The organism is Gemmatimonadota bacterium, from assembly GCA_009838645.1.
Classification (GTDB): Bacteria; JAAXHH01; JAAXHH01; order JAAXHH01; family JAAXHH01; genus JAAXHH01.
In genome coordinates this window covers 33,304-49,845 of sequence record VXRC01000001.1, presented here as the reverse complement: position 1 = coordinate 49,845, position 16,542 = coordinate 33,304, and the positions used below count along the sequence as shown (strand labels likewise).

General features: G+C 60.1%; 17 protein-coding genes. 4 read left to right on the top strand and 13 right to left on the bottom strand.

The genetic code is table 11. The features are described 5' to 3' along the window. Nucleotides 1-14: 14 nt before the first annotated feature. The 4 genes from F4Y38_00255 to leuB all read right to left on the bottom strand — a co-directional run bounded on the left by F4Y38_00255 (nucleotide 15) and on the right by leuB (nucleotide 4,576). Nucleotides 15-1,070: an SDR family NAD(P)-dependent oxidoreductase gene (locus tag F4Y38_00255; protein MXY47705.1), complete on the bottom strand. Its 1,056-nt coding sequence runs from the start codon at nucleotides 1,068-1,070 to the stop codon at nucleotides 15-17. Between the two features lie 124 nt (nucleotides 1,071-1,194). Next, entirely contained in the window at nucleotides 1,195-2,106 is a 912-nt protein-coding gene (locus tag F4Y38_00250; protein MXY47704.1) for a phytanoyl-CoA dioxygenase family protein, read from the bottom strand. A gap of 165 nt (nucleotides 2,107-2,271) precedes the next feature. Next, nucleotides 2,272-3,453 carry a citrate synthase/methylcitrate synthase gene (locus F4Y38_00245; GenBank protein ID MXY47703.1) on the bottom strand — a complete coding sequence of 394 codons (1,182 nt, stop codon included), beginning with the start codon at nucleotides 3,451-3,453 and terminating at the stop codon, nucleotides 2,272-2,274. Between the two features lie 43 nt (nucleotides 3,454-3,496). Continuing rightward, entirely contained in the window at nucleotides 3,497-4,576 is a 1,080-nt protein-coding gene (gene leuB, locus F4Y38_00240; protein MXY47702.1) for a 3-isopropylmalate dehydrogenase, read from the bottom strand. 112 nt (nucleotides 4,577-4,688) lie between these two features. Here leuB and F4Y38_00235 point away from each other — a divergent pair, with 112 nt between their 5' ends. Beyond that, nucleotides 4,689-5,990: a MerR family transcriptional regulator gene (locus tag F4Y38_00235; GenBank protein MXY47701.1), complete on the top strand. Its 1,302-nt coding sequence runs from the start codon at nucleotides 4,689-4,691 to the stop codon at nucleotides 5,988-5,990. A 402-nt stretch (nucleotides 5,991-6,392) separates the two neighbouring features. Then, nucleotides 6,393-7,169 (top strand): hypothetical protein, encoded by a 777-nt coding sequence (locus tag F4Y38_00230; GenBank protein MXY47700.1) that lies wholly within the window; start codon nucleotides 6,393-6,395, stop codon nucleotides 7,167-7,169. Between the two features lie 305 nt (nucleotides 7,170-7,474). On the opposite strand, the gene F4Y38_00225 is transcribed toward F4Y38_00230, so the two are convergent. The 6 genes from F4Y38_00225 to F4Y38_00200 all read right to left on the bottom strand — a co-directional run bounded on the left by F4Y38_00225 (nucleotide 7,475) and on the right by F4Y38_00200 (nucleotide 11,554). Next, nucleotides 7,475-7,699: a helix-turn-helix transcriptional regulator gene (locus F4Y38_00225; protein ID MXY47699.1), complete on the bottom strand. Its 225-nt coding sequence runs from the start codon at nucleotides 7,697-7,699 to the stop codon at nucleotides 7,475-7,477. A gap of 17 nt (nucleotides 7,700-7,716) precedes the next feature. Next, nucleotides 7,717-8,136 (bottom strand): hypothetical protein, encoded by a 420-nt coding sequence (locus F4Y38_00220; protein MXY47698.1) that lies wholly within the window; start codon nucleotides 8,134-8,136, stop codon nucleotides 7,717-7,719. A gap of 132 nt (nucleotides 8,137-8,268) precedes the next feature. Next, entirely contained in the window at nucleotides 8,269-9,108 is an 840-nt protein-coding gene (locus F4Y38_00215; protein ID MXY47697.1) for an inositol monophosphatase, read from the bottom strand. An 18-nt stretch (nucleotides 9,109-9,126) separates the two neighbouring features. Next, complete coding sequence (locus F4Y38_00210) at nucleotides 9,127-9,927, bottom strand: methyltransferase domain-containing protein (GenBank protein ID MXY47696.1); 801 nt, start codon at nucleotides 9,925-9,927, stop codon at nucleotides 9,127-9,129. A gap of 65 nt (nucleotides 9,928-9,992) precedes the next feature. Beyond that, nucleotides 9,993-10,805, bottom strand: coding sequence for an aminoglycoside 3'-phosphotransferase (locus F4Y38_00205; GenBank protein MXY47695.1), 813 nt, complete (start codon nucleotides 10,803-10,805; stop codon nucleotides 9,993-9,995). Between the two features lie 74 nt (nucleotides 10,806-10,879). Further along, a complete protein-coding gene (locus F4Y38_00200; GenBank protein ID MXY47694.1) occupies nucleotides 10,880-11,554 on the bottom strand; it encodes an HAD family hydrolase in 675 nt (224 codons plus the stop codon). 218 nt (nucleotides 11,555-11,772) lie between these two features. Between F4Y38_00200 and F4Y38_00195 the strand changes: the two genes are divergently transcribed. Further along, a complete protein-coding gene (locus tag F4Y38_00195) occupies nucleotides 11,773-12,423 on the top strand; it encodes an HAD family hydrolase (GenBank protein MXY47693.1) in 651 nt (216 codons plus the stop codon). Between the two features lie 68 nt (nucleotides 12,424-12,491). On the opposite strand, the gene F4Y38_00190 is transcribed toward F4Y38_00195, so the two are convergent. The 3 genes from F4Y38_00190 to F4Y38_00180 are packed head-to-tail and all read right to left on the bottom strand — an operon-like array spanning nucleotide 12,492 to nucleotide 15,516. Then, nucleotides 12,492-13,385, bottom strand: a complete 894-nt coding sequence (locus tag F4Y38_00190) for a phytanoyl-CoA dioxygenase family protein (GenBank protein ID MXY47692.1) — start codon at nucleotides 13,383-13,385, stop codon at nucleotides 12,492-12,494. Continuing rightward, nucleotides 13,382-14,047 carry an HAD family hydrolase gene (locus F4Y38_00185; GenBank protein ID MXY47691.1) on the bottom strand — a complete coding sequence of 222 codons (666 nt, stop codon included), beginning with the start codon at nucleotides 14,045-14,047 and terminating at the stop codon, nucleotides 13,382-13,384. The genes F4Y38_00190 and F4Y38_00185 overlap by 4 nt, the downstream gene beginning before the upstream one ends. After that, nucleotides 14,044-15,516 carry an arylsulfatase gene (locus F4Y38_00180; GenBank protein MXY47690.1) on the bottom strand — a complete coding sequence of 491 codons (1,473 nt, stop codon included), beginning with the start codon at nucleotides 15,514-15,516 and terminating at the stop codon, nucleotides 14,044-14,046. The genes F4Y38_00185 and F4Y38_00180 overlap by 4 nt, the downstream gene beginning before the upstream one ends. A 260-nt stretch (nucleotides 15,517-15,776) precedes the next feature. Here F4Y38_00180 and F4Y38_00175 point away from each other — a divergent pair, with 260 nt between their 5' ends. Beyond that, nucleotides 15,777-16,520, top strand: coding sequence for a hypothetical protein (locus F4Y38_00175; protein ID MXY47689.1), 744 nt, complete (start codon nucleotides 15,777-15,779; stop codon nucleotides 16,518-16,520). The last annotated feature ends 22 nt before the right edge of the window (nucleotides 16,521-16,542 follow it).

The following is a 16,542-nucleotide window of genomic DNA, read 5'->3' as shown; positions in this document are numbered from 1 at the left end:
CGGTGTGCGGCGTGTCACTCGATGGCCCCGACCCACCGTACCGACTGCTCCCACAGGCGTTTCGAGGCGTCGGCGTCCAGGCTGTCTACGCTCGGTTCGGCGACGGCGCAGTGCTCGTAATACTTGCCTCCTTGCAGCGGGCGCTGGCTCGCGCACATCACGATGGTCTGCGCCCCGGCAGTCGGGGACAGCAGGACCAGCGAGGCCAGCGCGGAACTGATACGATGCGCTGCCTTGCCGATCCGTCCTCGAAACGCCTGCGGCAGGGTCAGGTTGGTCATTACGACGCCCGGGTGTACGGCTACCCCGTGCAGGTTGTGTGATTCGGCGAATCGTCTTTCGATTTCAAAGGCCATGTGATTCATCGCCAGTTTCGACTTGCCGTACGCGTCCCAGGAGTGGTAGCGCGGCCTATCGTGGGGTGGCAAATCGCCATGCGTCAAGTTGCGGCGCGGCAAATCGCGATTCGACCGGTGGCGGTGCGCAATCTCGCCAAAAAGATCCGCGTTCCCGACCCGGTCGTGGAGTCCGGAGGACACGTTGACGATCCGCGCGTCGCCGCTTTCGAGACCGGATTGTTGCAGGAGGGGCAGCAGCGCCCGGGTCAGGTGAAAGGCGCCGAGGTAGTTGGTCCGCCAGTGAACCTCGAAGCCGTCATCGGTCAAAGGCGTTTCCGTGCGAGGGGCCAGGGTCTTCCTGTGAATGCCCGCGTTGTTGACCAGTACATGGAGCTTGCCCTGGTGACTTTCGCGGTACCAGGTGGCGAAGGCGTTGACGCTGTGCGGGTCGGAGAGATCCAGTGCGTGCGCCGAGAGTTTGTCCGCGTTGGTGCCGCGCTTGCGCAGGTCGTCTTTCAGCGCCGCTTCCATCAGGACCACGTCTCGGACCCGGGTCGCCACGACCGTCGCGCCCCAGCCGGCGAGGATCCTCGCGGCTTCGTACCCGAGCGAACCGGGTGACGCCCCGGTCACGATCACGTGACGCCCCGACATATCGACCGGCTCCGCCATCGGTTTGGGTAAGAACATCCGCAGCAGGTGCCTGGCGGTTTTTGTAAGGGGATTGGGCATGTCCGGGGTGTCCTGGGACAGCGTGTCCAGGTGCGGGGCATGTCCTGGCGCAGGGTGTGACCAGGCGCGTGCAAATCAATGAGCGGTCCGCGTGGTATTCGCGGCGGTTCGCCTCGCGGACCGACTACCGCGGCTCCCGCTTGACCACGTCCAGGTCCCAGTCCTTCCAGTAGTACTTCACCGGATCGTCCTCATCCCAGTTTTCGTAGATCTGGTCCCACGTCAACCAGTTCATGTGGGGCTGGAGGGAATCCTCCCGGACCGGGTGGCTTCTCGGCTGGTACCGGTAATCGGACGACAGCCGGAGACGGTCCGCCGTCATGTTGTCCCGGCCCTGGTGGATGGTCAGGCTGTGCAGGATGATGACGTCGCCGCAGACATAATCACCGCCTACCCACGCGGAGGCGTCTTCGACGGGTACCTGCCGCCCGCCCGGCCCCACGCCTTCGGTCGTCTCCAGCATGCCGCCGCGGTGGGATCCCCGGTTGACGGCGAGCCCGCCCAGTTCCTCCGGACAGTCGCCCAGCGGGATCCAGGCCGTCCACGTCTCGTCCGAACCGCCGATGAAGTAGTTGTCCTGGTGAGGCGGGGTCGAGTGGGTGTTCGTATCCGGGAACACGAGCCGGCAGATGTTCCGGCTGTGGGCCAGCACAGGTTCTCCAAACAGCACTTCGAGCATACCGACTACCGCGGGGTCGAGGGCCAGTGCGTGGAATTCGCGGATCCGCTGGACATCGTCGTAGACAGCTATCCAGCGGGGGTCGTCGCCTTCGAACACGCTGATGCCGGGATCTGCGATACCGGCCTTGAGATCCGATCCGGGAGCGAGCCACCCGTGTTCCCGGCACACGGCGAGTATCTGGTGCCGGACCTCCATCACGCGCGCCGGATCGAGCAGACGTCGAAAGAACAGGCAGCCGTCCTCCGCGGCGCGCTGCCGCAGTTCGTCGGGGCGGCTCAGCAGGTCCGTCGCGTCTTCCGGGGCGTGGATCTGCTTCATATCGACCATCGCCATTGGCTGTTCCTTTCCCAGCATTTCCCTGGTGACCGTTCCAAAATCATGCCGATATTCGTATCGATGTCTCGGGGAGGTATTATGCGGAATTCGGACGCGTTATGCCAGCGTTAAGTCGATAAGTACCGCGGCAATCATTACCGGTAACAAAGCCAATCGCGACAATGCGCTACTCGTGGTAATGCGCTACCGATTGTCAACGGGCGTCCACCGCCTGGTCATTTCACCCGAGTAATGGGAATCGGGACGAAAAATGCGGTCTACGGCTTGTTGCTCGATGCAGTGGGCGGTCCAGCCGGCGACGCGTCCCACGGCGAACATGGGGGTGAAGAGGTCCGGGTGAAGACCCAGGCCCTTGAGGAGAAGAGCGGTATAGAACTCGACGTTGGTCTGCAGGCGCCGGCCGGGCTTGTATTCTTCGAGGAGTTCGAGGGCGGTTTTCTCGACGTGCACGGCCAGGGCGTACAGGTCGTCGTGGCCATCGTGGCCGTAGTCGACCTGGCCGTCGTCGTCCCGGTCGTCGTCCTTGTCGTCGTCCTTGCCGTCGTCGTCCCGGTCGAGAAAGGTCCGGGCGGCGCGTGAAAGGACGTCGGCCCGCGGGTCGCGAACGCGATATACCGCATGACCGAAACCCATGAGCCGTTCACCGGATTCGAGTATTGCACGAAGGTAGGATTCGGCGTTATCGGCGTCGCCGATCGCTTCGAGCATGGAAATGACGGGGCCGGGTGCGCCGCCGTGGAGGGGTCCTTTGAGCGCGCCGATCGCACCTGAAACGGCAGAAACGAAGTCCGAACGCGTGGAAACGATGACCCGCGCCGTGAAGGTGGAGGCGTTCATGCCGTGGTCGATCACCGTGTTGAGATAGGTCGTCAGTGCCCGTACCCGGTCGTCGCCGGGGATTTCGCCGTCCAGCATGTACAGCAGATTGGCCGCGTGGCCGAGACTGGCTTCGGGTGCTACCGGTTCTTTGCCGTGAAGAAGGCGCCAGTAGGCCGCCACCATGGTCGGCAGGCCGGCCACCAGGGATCGGGCGTCGGCTGTGTCGTCGATGGAAGGAAGGGAGGCCGCGGCCATGCGAACCACGTCGATGACGGGTCGGCGTTCCTTTGCCGCGCCGCGCAACAGATCGTGGGTGACCCCGGATAGCGGACGGCTCGCGGCCAGTTCACTCGTGAATCCATCGAGGGCAGCCTCGGTGGGCAGCGCTCCGTGCCAGAGGAGGTGGACCATCTCCTCGTAAGTCGCACGTTCCGCAATTTCCTCGAGTGGATATCCCCCAATGACCAGTACGCCGGCTTCGCCATCGACATGACTCAGCCGGGTTTCCGCCGCCACGACGTCCTTGAGACCGGTTGAGTAAGTCATGATAAGCTCCCTGTCAGGGAATTCGTGTGATCCTGCGCAGTAATCAATCCCTCAACATTCTGGCCACTAGATCGCCCATTTCCGAGGTGGATACCTCTTGCTGACCGGGCGATCTCAGGATGTCCGCGGTCCTGTAGCCACCTTCGATCACCCTGCCGACGGCGCGGTCGATATCGTCGGCGCCATCCGGACATTCCAGGCTGTACCGGAGCATGAGGGCGCCGCTCAGAATCATTCCGATGGGATTCGCGATGTCCTTCCCTTCGATGTCATTCGCGCTTCCGTGTATCGGCTCAAACAGCGAGGTGCTGTCCAGAGAGATCTCCGCGGACGGGACCATTCCGATAGACCCGGCAAGCACGGCCGCCTCGTCGCCCAGAATGTCACCGAACATGTTGGGCATGATGATTACGTCGTATTCGGCGGGCCGCTGGATCAGGTTCATGGCGCCCGCGTCGACGATTTCATGCCGTGTATCTACATCGGAGTATTCCGAAGCCACTTCCTCGACGACATCGCGCCAAAGCCTGGAAGATTCCAGGGCATTCCACTTCGACATCGAGGTCAGTCTGCCACGTCTCTGCCGCGCCAGTTCGTATCCGTAACGGGCCAGCCGCTCGACCTGGAAATCGTAATACTCGATGGTATCGACGGCCCTTCTGCCGCTGGGAGTGACTTCGCTGAATTTCGGCCGTCCGTAGTAGGCGCCGCTGGAAAGCTCCCGCAGTATGATGAAATCAACGCCCCCGGAAATGAGATCGACTTTGACCGCGGACGCGTCCTCCAGCCCCGCGTACAACCGGAATTGCCGCAGATTCGCGTAGACGGAAAGTTCCTGCCGTAAACGAATCAGGGCATGGTCCGCCCGGTCCTGCATGTCCAAATGGTCCCATTTGGGGCCGCCCACCGCGCCGAAGAGCACCGCGTCGCTGCGCCGGCAAACTTCCACGACCTCATCGGACAATGCGACGCCCTGCGCATCGAGCAGCGCTCCCCCGACCAGGTGGTGGGTGAAGTCGAGATTCAGCTGGTGCCGCTCCCCCACGGCCTGCAGTACCTTGACGGCCTCGTGGGTGATCTCAGGTCCGATCCCGTCTCCGGGCAGTACGGCGATATGGTGCAAGGATAATGCTCCTTTATCAGGCAGATGGCAGATGGTCCTTCCGCATCTAACAAAAGGAAATTTGACATATTGTCAATATTGATTAAAATATCAATCAACATAAGTTTTCGAAATGGGACATACCACAGCGGGCCGGTTGCCCACGGCGGGCCGGTTGCCCAGAAACTTTTCGATACGAGAGGACGTTGTAATGAACAGCAGAAGATACATGACATCCACCGAAGCGGCCTCCGCGCTGAACGTCAGTCCGTCGACGCTCTATGCGTATGTAAGCCGCGGCATGATCCGGTCTGAAGCAAGCGGCGACGGCCGGCGGAAGCGGTTGTATCGCAGTGAGGACATCGAACGGCTGAAAGCCCGCAAGCGCGCCCGCCGGAATCCGGGATGGGCGGTAAAACGGGCCCTGCACACGGGAGATCCGATCCTGGAATCGGCGATCACGCTGATCACGGATGAACGGCTGTTCTACCGGGGGCGCGACGCGACGATCCTGGCGGCGAATGAATCGTTCGAACGCGTCGCGGCATTGATCTGGACGAATGACAAGCGGTTTTCTTTTCCGATTTTCTCAAACACCTACCAGAGGGACTACCGCGAAAGCTGGTTGAAACTGAAGAAGCTCAAACCCGTCGAACGCTTTCAGACGCTGCTCCCCCTGGCCGAGGCGGATGACCTGGCCGCGCTGGATCTGCGGCGGGACACGGTCGCCGCCACGGGCATGCGTATTCTCTGGTTCATGACAGGGGTAGCCACGGGCGAAGACCCGATGGGTGGGATCGCGCAGGCGTTGCGAAGGGCCTGGGCGCCGGAGATTGATGGCGCGGCGGAGCTGATCAATACGACCTTGGTGCTGTTTGCGGATCACGAGTTGAACGTATCGACCTTTACCGTGCGATGCGCCGCATCGGCCGGAACGACGCCCTACAGCGCGGTATGCGCGGGACTTGCCGCACTGCGCGGATATAAGCACGGCGCGGCCAGCGAGCGGGTCGAAGCGCTGTTTCAGGAGGCGGAATCTATCGGCAGCGTTGAACGGGCGATTGCCAACAGGTTGCGGATCGGTGAGAAAATACCCGGGTTCGGCCACGCCGTTTACCGCGACGTGGACCCGCGAGCGAGCCTGCTGTTGCGCAAGCTGGAGGACCGGTTTCCGGGATCGAAGGACCTGCTTCTTGCGCGGGAAATCATCGAAACAACCCATCGCCTGGTCCCGGACCGGTACAACATCGACCTGGCTCTCACGGCGCTGGTCCGCGTCCTCAACATGCCGGAAGGCAGCGCCATGGCCCTGTTCGCCCTCGGCCGCACGGCCGGCTGGATCGGACACGCGATCGAACAGTATGAAAGGGACCAACTCATCCGGCCGCGGGCCAGATACACCGGGTTGCGGCCGCCGCAGATTTCCAGTTCCTGAATGGCGTACAAAAAACCCGGTCCGGTTTGCGTCTGTTCACCCTTTCCCCGGAACCTGTAAATGGCCACGGTAGTTAAACAGGGTAGAGACGCCGTCAACCTCGATGAGTCTGCGAGGAAAGACCATGATCGGGATCTGGGTGTGCAAATGCTTCTCTTTTTTGCAGGACAGGCTGTCTTTGGACGGGTTGGTGGATTTGTGCGGTCTGCACGTCAACTCGTTGTCTCGCAAGATCCTGCTGCCTGTCTCTGCATCTCCAGTCATTTACGTCGACAGCGATTCTAACACAAAACACGGGTTGCCAGATGTCATAAGCAGCAGCTGGCAGTCGAGATCTCCTCCGTGACTAAATGTCCGTAGTTCCTTCCTGTTCTCATTCACACATCAACAAGGGAGCTACCCATGTCACGGTCAATCCTGCTTACCTACTTTTTGATCCCTTTAGTAGCGGTCACGCTCGTGGTCGTCTGGATCGGATTCTCCAGTTCCACGCCGTCACCGCAGGTGAAGCAGTCGACGGAGCCGGCGCTGTATTGGCAGCCCGCATCGGGCATCTTCAACACGAAATCCCTGATTCGGCCCGTGCACCACGGCCCCAACCACCCTCCGTCCGTAAACGACCCGATCTTTGATCGTTCACGCGTCGTCCTGTTCCCTGCGGGTCCCGGTACGGACCTGGAGTTCGAGGCGGATCCGGCGTCGGACTTTGAGGAGGATGTGATTACTTACCGGTTCGGTGTCGCGATTCCCGGCAGGCTGGGCATTCGTTCCCCCGAGGAAGCGCTGCTCTGCGTCGATCGGTATGGCAGTCGATTCATCATCAGGCCCCGGAGTTCCGTGACGCCGGCCGAATTCGCGTCTGTATACGGGAACGTCGGTATCGTTGCCGTACTGCCGACGGTCATCTACGCCAGTGACGGCAAATCGGAAAGCAAACCGGTGCTGTTCAACCTTACGCTGGTGTATGACGAATCCACAGCGAATTCGGAGTCCTCCGAATCCATGGGAGGATATTTCGAGGAAAACACCGAGCTCGCTGACCAACTTGAAAGGTCGTCGGATTCGTTTGTCAAAACGCTTGCCGATCTGGAAAAAGTTTCGTCTGTATCCCGGGTTTGGCGGCTTGATCCGCCGTTACCTTTCTCCGGAACAGTCCGTCCGTTCCAGACCACGAGGTGAAGGGACGCCACGAGGTGAAGGGATACCTCGCATCGTGAACCGGTCCTACTCGGCGAGGCGTGGCCCCGTGGATGTCTCGGGGCCACGTTTTCTCTTACTTCCACAGAAGAGAAGGTGCTAGATTTTGCCGACGACCTCGACGGACGGTACCAGCTTCCGCTGCACCGACTTCCACATCTCCGGATTGTTGGCGCAAAGCAGTCCCTTGCGGTCATCCACAGGGGAGTACTCGGTGCCGTCCAGCCTTCGCACGAAGCCGCCAGCCTCCTGCGCGATCAGGACGCCTGGTCCGTGATTACTTGTGCCTATCCGCGACGCCCGGGCTCTGCGTCGTCAAACTGAAACACTTCTTCGAGCGGCTTGCCGAACACGTGGGCAATCCGGAACGCGACTTCGAGCGAAGGCGAGTATTTGCCGCCCTCGATCGCGTTGACCGTCTGCCGGGTGACACCGACCAGGTCGGCGAGTTGCTGCTGCGTCATCTCGCCGTGGCGGAACCGCAGGATCCGGATCTGATTGCGGATGCTCATCCTCGATCTAGCCACGTTCAGATCCCCCGGCGGTAGTAGACGATCTGCAACACGTTCTTCGTCACCTCGGATACGAACAACGAAATGAGAAGCAGGTGAGCCACCCAGACGCTACCGACCGAAAAGATCAGCGCCGTGATCGCGCCAATGACGCCGAAGCCCAGGATCCATGACGACCCGCTTTCCGCACGCCAGCCGATGAGCCGATCACGCTCGTCGACCTCGTCCGACCGGCTGGTGGCTGCCGCGACGATGTGTCCTACGATATTTACGGCCACGATGAAGACGACCGCCACGGCGAAGACCGGCACGAAGGGAGGCAAGGCACTGACACCGTTTGACAGCATGCGGCCGGCGACAACCAGGTAGCCGCCCAGGCCGATGAAGTAACTGACGAATTCAACCCAGACACTCTTCTCTTCGAAGGACATGTTCATGGCGTCTCCCAAAGCGGATGAAATGACTGATATACTTGACATGGTGTAAAAAATACTAGACATCATCAGTCGTGTCAAGAATTTTTGACATCAGCTGTTGTCCGGTGTCGGTACCTTAAACCGTAGCGGAACCTAACCGACAACCGATATTGACGGCACCAGCGTCCGCTGTACCGATTTCCACGTTTCCGGGTTGTTTGCGCACAGCAGCCCCTTGCGGTCATCCACCGGCGAATACTCGGTGCCGTCCAGTCTTCGCACGAAGCCGCCCGCCTCCTGCGCGATCAGAACCCCCGGCGCGTGATCCCACACCAGGGTACGATAGTAGAACAGGAACTGCAGTTCATTCTTCGCGAAGGAGGGATAGTTGTACCCGGAGCACCGGGTGCGTTCTATGTACAGGAAGGTATCCAGCGCCGCATCGGCGGTGGGCTTGAGCGCGTCCGGTAGGTACCACGTCATGGCCACGCCGCGGGCGCGATCCAGGGAAAGGGGCGATGGATCGACGACCAGGCGCGTGGATTCACGGGCCAGGCGGTCATCACCCTGGAAGGCCCCGCACCCCCGTTCCGCACTTGTCAACTGGCCGTCAATCGGGTTGAGTATCCACGCTCCAATGATCACGCCCGACTGAATGAGGCAGACCATGACAGCAAACTTTGGCTCGCCCGCCGCGAAGTACCGCGTACCGTCCAGTGGATCGATTACCCAGACGGGCGCGTCCGTTTGCAGTGCGGCCAACAGGTCGGGATCGTCATAGACGCTCTCCTCGCCCAGGACCAGCGAGCCTTCGATCAACCCGGGCAGGTGAGATGACAGGAAGGCCTCGCACCGGGTATCGGCCGACGTTGTCAAATCGCCCGCGCTCTTCTCGGTGACGTCCTCCCGACCCAGGTTCTTCCAGAGCGGCATGACAATCTGATCGGCCGCCTCGCGAAGAAGGGCCTCGACCTGGGCGTGAGGGATGTTCATCGGGAGACGTTCATCTTTCTATGCCAGCGGCCTGCCCCAGACAACCCGGGTCTGCAGCTGGAACTGGATAACCCCTTCGTTATCGGCAAAGTCTGCGAGGATTCGGGACAATTCGGCGTCGAAGGCACTGGCGTTTTCGTCACCCATGTGTTCCCTGGACATACTCTCCCTCGAATGAAAGGACTCGACATAGTCTTCAACCGTCTGGGAGAAGCCAACCGGGACCGTCCTCCTGTCTCCGGCCAGGAGCAGATGGTTTCGATCCACAAGCTCCTTGATCAGGTCGATCTGTTGATAATGACGATTGGTGGAGTACTGTCGTATGAGTTCGCGCTCCGCCTCACGCCAGGGCGCATTGAAAGGGCGGTCTCCTTCAACGATCGCGACATACCCGACCGGGGTCAGTATCTCACGAAACCTCGGGAACACCACGGTCCAGTCCATCCAGTGGATGCTCGCTCCGGCGGTCACCAATGCGTAGCCCGGTGTCAGCTCGACCTCTTCGACCCGGCCCAGAATCCAGTTGAGGTTGGGATGGTTGCCCTTGTCCTGCGACCTGCCCACGCGGATCATCTCGCGGGAGAAGTCGACCGCGTCGACGCTCGCCACGTGATCGACGAGCGATCTTGCTATCCTTCCCGTACCGCACCCAACGTCAAGGACGCTTCCTCCCGTCACTCCGGGCAACCCCAGCAGTATCCTGAAGGTTTCATCCGGATAAGGAGGCCTGCCCTCATATGCTTCCGCCATGCTTCGATGTTTGAAGCGGGCGGCGTATGCGTCCTGGTATTGTAGCAGTCTCGACGGATTGCGGTTCAATACTGGCTCCGTGGTGGGTACCGGTTTCTGCGAATCCGTCGGGGTGTCGTTCGCACGCCTTTTTCCTATCGAAAAACAAATTCGAACACGCTCTGCCAGGCCCTCATTTTCTCCAGGTCGGGATGCTCTAGACCATAGGCGTGGAAGAACGGGTCAACCCATTCCTCACCCAGGTTTCTCTGTATCGTCCAGCTCGCGGACACGAAATCCAGGTTCCGGTCGCCGACACCCGCGAAACCAAGGTCTATGAATCCGGTCAGCTTGCCGTCCGTGAACAGGACGTTGGGCAGGCAGTAGTCGCCGTGCGTGAAGACCAGGTCTTCCTCCTCGGGAACGGCCTCCTTTATATCAGACAGTTTGTCGAGAAGAATGGTTCGGTGCTCGCCTTCCTTTAACTGGTCGTCCAGCGCACCGCTTTCGATCAACCCTTCCGCCCACTGAAAGAACCGCGACATGCGCCAATCCATGGGACAGGATCCGATATCCAGTGCGTGTACTTCGCGCAGACCCCGTGCGAATTCCGCCACGAGTTGCGCTGGATCGCCGGTCGCTTCCGGATGTATCCCCGTTACGCCCTCCAACTGCGTCATGAGCAGGTACTGCGTATCGCCTTCCACTTGAAAACACCGGTATTCAGGCACGGGGAGTTTGTCCTGCAACCAGGTAAGGGCCACGGTCTCCGCCAGCAGGTCCAATTCCTGTGGTCTCAGCCGGATGTCCCTCGTCTTCAGGATCAGACCGCTCTTCAGCGGATGCGTGTAGAGGAATACGTCGGAGCAGGATTCGGTCCGGAGGTTTCGGCCGTCGGAAGAATAGCCCCTCAGGCGGGACTGGACGGGTGCGGGAAGGCGATCAGAAGCGGGCGGATGGGAACGCATGGTTTACTCATTAAATCGATAGCAACCGGCATCAGCAGCTTCAGCAGGATACTGTACCGCCTGGGTTCGGGGCGTCAACCAAACCACGAGCGCAGTGCGGTAGACACTTCACGCACATCGGCCACGGTCGCATCGGGAATCTCATCCAGTGTGCGAGGTTCTATGATACTGTAACGCCCCCACCGAATCCAGATGGTCTTCATGCCGATTCGCTTGGCCGGTATGATGTCGTTATCGAGCCGATCGCCGATCATGACCGATTCAGACGCTTGCGTGTCCGCATTCGCTAGTATGGTCTCAAAGAACCGTTGATCCGGCTTCTTGATTCCAATACTCCCGGAAATGTCGGTATGTGTGAACCAGCGCAATACGCCGAATACATCCAGTGATTTCAGTACCGACGCAGGCGCATTTCCAGCAAGGCCAAGGGTGAAATCATTTGCCAACATCTCAAGCAGTCGATCCACACCGGGATAGAGTCGGTTTTCGATCTGCCTGATTTCATCATATTGCGAACGAATCTTGCGAGTTATGTCGTCATACAGGCCTTTATCCGGATTCGCAAAATGCCACGTAATCGCATGCATCGCACTGGGCACGAATGACCTGGTCATCGCATCATCCAGCTGCCGGTATACGTCCTGCGATATGGGAAAGCCAAAGTCCTCCAGGACGTTTCGGTGTACATCCATCAACGCGTCCATTTGTGATCCGGCGTCCAGGATGGTCTCACCGATGTCGAAGAACAACGTTGTAATCAACGGTAGACTTTCTCAGAATGGATCGCGCGTTTACATTGGGCCATGATTCAAGTGATTGGCACGTTGGAGAGAAGCTTGCCCACAGGCTGGCAGTTCAGACCTTACTATATCCAAAACTACGCGATTACCGGACACTGTTCAAGGGAAGGGATGCGGAGAAGCCTTAGAGGCGGTTACTGAATCAGAAGAGGTGTACGCCGCGACGCATGGAAAGAGCAATCATATTTGATTTCGACCTGACGTTAGCAGATTCGACAAAAGGCGTGATAGAGTGTGTCAATTTCGCGCTGGATGGAATGGATTTGCCCCGGGCTGATGATGAGCGGATCAGGCATACCATCGGTTTGTCATTGAAGGCTACTTTTCAAAGCCTTACAGGACAAAAGCGGAATGAGGACGCCGACGTGTTCGTTAGCCGCTACGTCGAACGAGCTGACCAGATTATGGCCGATCTGACGGTGGTATATGACGGTGTTCAGGACACGACCGCTCAATTGATTGAAACCGGTTTCGAGTTGGGGATCGTGTCGACCAAGTTCCGGTACAGAATAGAAGATATCCTCGAGAGAGAAGGGCTTTCAGATCGCTTCAGCATCATCGTTGGTGGAGAAGATGTAACGGAACACAAGCCGCATCCAGAAGGATTGCTAACTGCTGTGTCCAGCCTGCGAATGAAAACCGGCAATGTGTACTACGTAGGAGACAGTATGGTGGATGCGTTAACGGCCGAAAGGGCTGGAGTACCCTTTATCGCCGTACTGACGGGTACAACGTTTGAAAGTGAATTCAATGAACTTCCCAACATCGCCGTGATCGACGACGTTTCAGCCCTACCCGGTCTTTTCGATGTCCTGTAGAAATTACATTCCATAACGGCGTTGAGTATCCGAATGGCTATCACATTCAGTAACAAGTTTCCGCCCAGCTACTCCGCCCTCCACTCCCCGTCGAAACCCGTATAACCGTCGGTGAAATGCTTGAGGCGATCCGGTAGTCGATCGCCGAGGGCGGCGGCGGAAGCAGGCAAAGGCCACGGCGCGTCGATGCGCCAGGCTCTGGGGCGGAAACCGATGCCGCAGGAGTAGCGCCGCTCGCGGGTGGCCATGTTGGCATGCCAGGTGAGCGCGGCGAAGCAGATCAGGTCGCCGGGGTCGGCAATCACCGGGACGCAGCCCGGGACGGACATGCCGTCGTACGGGGTTTCCGGGGTACCGCCCTCCGGGTACAGGCCACTTCGGTCCGGTCCCATGACGAACCCTTCGGGGCCCTCCCATTCCAGATTATGAGATTTCTCGATGACCGCAATACCGCTTCGATCCGGATGGCTTCCGTTGAGATAGAACCAGCAACCGCTGGGGATGGGATAACGGTTGAGGACGTCATTGGCCTGCCGCGGTTTCTCTATATGTCCCCGGTGATCCTGGTGCCAGCGTCCCATGCTCTCGCCCGGCGTGCGCAGGATGGCCGCGGAGCGATGCAGGCAGAGGTCGTCGGTGCCGTGGATAGTGCGAATGAATCCCATGTAGGCCGGGTGGTCGACCAGGTCCCAGACGGGTTCGCTTTCCTCGGCGAAGGCCATGTGATACCGGTTGGACGCCGGGGGCAGGTCGCCCTCCGGATCCAGGTGCCGGTCGATGGAATCTTTCAATGCGGCGACCATGTCCCGGTCGATCAGCTGCCGGATGACGCAGAAGCCGTACTCATCCAGGCAGGCCAGGGCCGCCTCTATATCGTCTCGATCGAAGTGATAGTTGTAATCGGGCATGGTGTGCTCCGTCGCGGCCTGCTCCGCCGACGTGTACTTTCTCCGCCGTGTCACGTTCGGACTTCCTGCAACAACCGCTCGACCTCTCCGGGATGGTCCACGCCTGCATACGGGCCGATCCCGGCAGCGGCCTGCTCGAAAGCCAGCGTTTCCGATTCGGATTTTGACCACAGGGCCGCGAAGAATGAGACTCCCGCGGCCGTCGCAGCTTCCAGGTCACCGACGGAATCGCCGACGTAGATGGTATCGGAAGGTGAAGCGCTCAGGTTGCTCATCGCCTTCACGAGACCTTCGCTGTCCGGTTTGGGCGCGGATACATCGTCATCGAAGACCAGCGTATCGAATGCGCCCAACCGGATGTGTTCGCGGGTGATCGCCCAGGCGCCCCGGCTCTTGCCGGAAACGATTCCCAATTTGAAGCCTCGACTGCGCAGCGATGTCAACAGTCCGTCAACGCCGGGATACACACCATCGAAGTAACTGGCGTGTAGGCCTCGGTAGTTTTCCAGGAATCGCCGGTGGGCGCCTTCAACCTCATCCGGAGGATAGAAATGGGCCATAAGGCGCGGTTCGGAATTCAGGCGGAGCGCCAGTACTTCTTCCAGGGACAACAGGTTGTGTCCGGTCGCCTGCAGCGTCTGTACGACCGCCCGAACATACAAATTCAACGTGTCGATCAGCGTACCGTCCAGATCGAAGAGGACAAACCGGGTCATTTCGCGGGAGAGGGCCTTTCCACAATGTCTTCCGACTTCACCCTTTGCAGCAACTGCGACATCTCCCGGACGAGATCGGGATGGTCGCCGTACCGGTTTACCCGTTCCGACAGGTCTTTGTCGAGATCGAAGAGTTCGCCGGGGAAGTCGTGGGCGGTATAGCCCCGCTCCTCCTTGAACCAGTCGGGTTCACGGTTGTCGTCTCCGTCCGGCGCATCGATGAAGACCCAGTTGCCCCTGCGGATGGCGAAGGTTCCGTGGCAGCTGTGGTGTACGGCGAAATCCCGCACCGGATCTCCGGTCTTCCCCTGTAACAGCGGAAGCATGCTCACGCTGTCCTCGCCTTCGTCCTCCCCTAGATCGACGTCGGTCAGGTCGGCGCAGGTCGCCATGAAGTCGCCCAGGGTGGTGAGCTGGTCGCAGACCGCGCCGGCGGGTACAACACCCGGCCACCGGGCAAGGAAGGGGACCCGATGTCCGCCCTCCCAGACGTCGCGCTTGACGCCGCGCAGGTTTCCCATGCTGTAGTGGCCGTGGCGGCGCGCGTGTTCGTAGCTCCCGCCGTCCGCGGCCGGGGCGCATTCCGGTCCGTTGTCGCTGGTGAAGATCAGCAGGGTGTCGTCGGCGATGCCGCGGCGCTCCAGGGCCGCCATGATCTGGCCCACCACCCAGTCCACCTCGCACACGAAGTCTCCGTAGAGTCCCGAACCGCTCCGGCCGATGAACGGCGCGTTGGGCACGATGGGCGTGTGGGGCGACGTGAGCGGGAAGTAGAGGAAGAACGGATCGGGTCCGGAAGATTCGATGTAGTTGACCGCGCGGCGTATGAAAGCGGGGATCATCTCCTCGAGCGACCAGCCCTGTTTCATGATGCCGGGCCATCCGAACATCTCGTCGGGCTTAGGTACCGTCGGCTCCCCGGCGAGCCGGTCCTGCTCGAACCAGGTGTAGGGCGGGAAATTCGGTACGTCCACGCCGAAGTACGTGTCGAATCCGCAGTCGACCGGTCCCCCTCGCATGGGCGCGTTGAAATCGACCTGCCGTTCCCGCCCCTCCCGTAGTTCCCGATCCAGCCTGCCCACCGCCGTGCCCTCGTGGGCGGGTTTCCCGTCCAGGGTAGCCCATTCCCAACCGAGGTGCCATTTCCCGATGCATGCGGTGCGGTACCCCTGCTCGCGAAGCAATTCCGCCGCGGTGAGGCGGCCGGGCTCGATCAGGGGCGGATCGTAGGGCCAAAGGACGCTGTTCTGCAGGGGCGTGCGCCAGCAGTAGCGGCCGGTCAGCAGGGCATACCGGCTCGGGGTGCACACGCTCGATGGGGCGTGGGCGTCGGTGAACCGCATGCCTCCCTCGGCGAGCAGGTCCAGGTGGGGCGTCGGGATCTTCGAATCGGGGTTGTTGCACCCCATGTCGCCGTATCCCATGTCGTCGGCGAGGATGTAGATGATGTTGGGCGTGGAATTGGGCATGGTTACGTTATGTTGGTCCGGGAAACGATCCTGCGCCACCCGCTTCCGGTTGATATGGTCTCGCAACCGCTGACTGATTCGGCCGTAGCAATCACAGGTGTAGACGTTGACAGAGACGTTGACGAAAATGTTGGCGGATTCATCCTGTACCTAATATGCCAATCGTTTAAGTTAATGACAAGTCGCATGGTCCCGGACCGTGTCGCTGGAGATCCAGACGTGTCGCTGTAGAACCGAACCATGTTGCTGGAGCCGCGGACATGAGACTCGAACACGATGACGGTTGGAACATCCCGGCGGGAAGCCCCTTCTACCCACCGCTTCCGGCGGTCTATCGAAACGTGCGATTCCAGTTCGTCTTCTTCCACGCCGCGCCGTCCGCCGTACAGGATTTCCTCCCGGAGCCCCTGCAGGCGGCGGAAGATGGGTTGTGCGTGGCCTCAGGGCTGGAGGTGCCGGATTGTGAGCACTACGGCCCCTTCGAAGAGTCCTTTATCGTGATGAAGTGCCATTTCCGGGATCAGACCGGGTTCTACTGCTCCTATGTCTTCCACAACGGTCCCGCCGGCATCGCCGCGGGCCGGGAGATCTACGGAACGCCGAAGGTGTACGCGGATTTGAAGGTGACCCATGCGGACCGGTCCATGATGACGGAGACTTCCTATGTCGGTGCGCCGGTATTAACTATTCGTACCAGGATGGAAACCGACGCGCCCCACGACGCGATGCCCGCCCTGACCCCGGCTTGGCGTTTGAAGATCATACCCCGGGCCGACGGTCCGGGGTCCGCCCTCAAACAGCTGATCGATTGCACCGAAACGACACAGGACGTGGAAGTGCACTCCTTCGCGAAGGGGAAGGGCACCATCGAACTCGGCGCTTCCCTGCGGTGCGACCTCACCCCGCTCAAGCCGCTCGAATACGGCGATGCCTTCCACATGGAAAGCAGTTATACCGAAGGATATGCGCGGGTTGTTTACGACTATCTGGGCGATGGGCCGTAACGGATTGCGCGAGAAACCATAA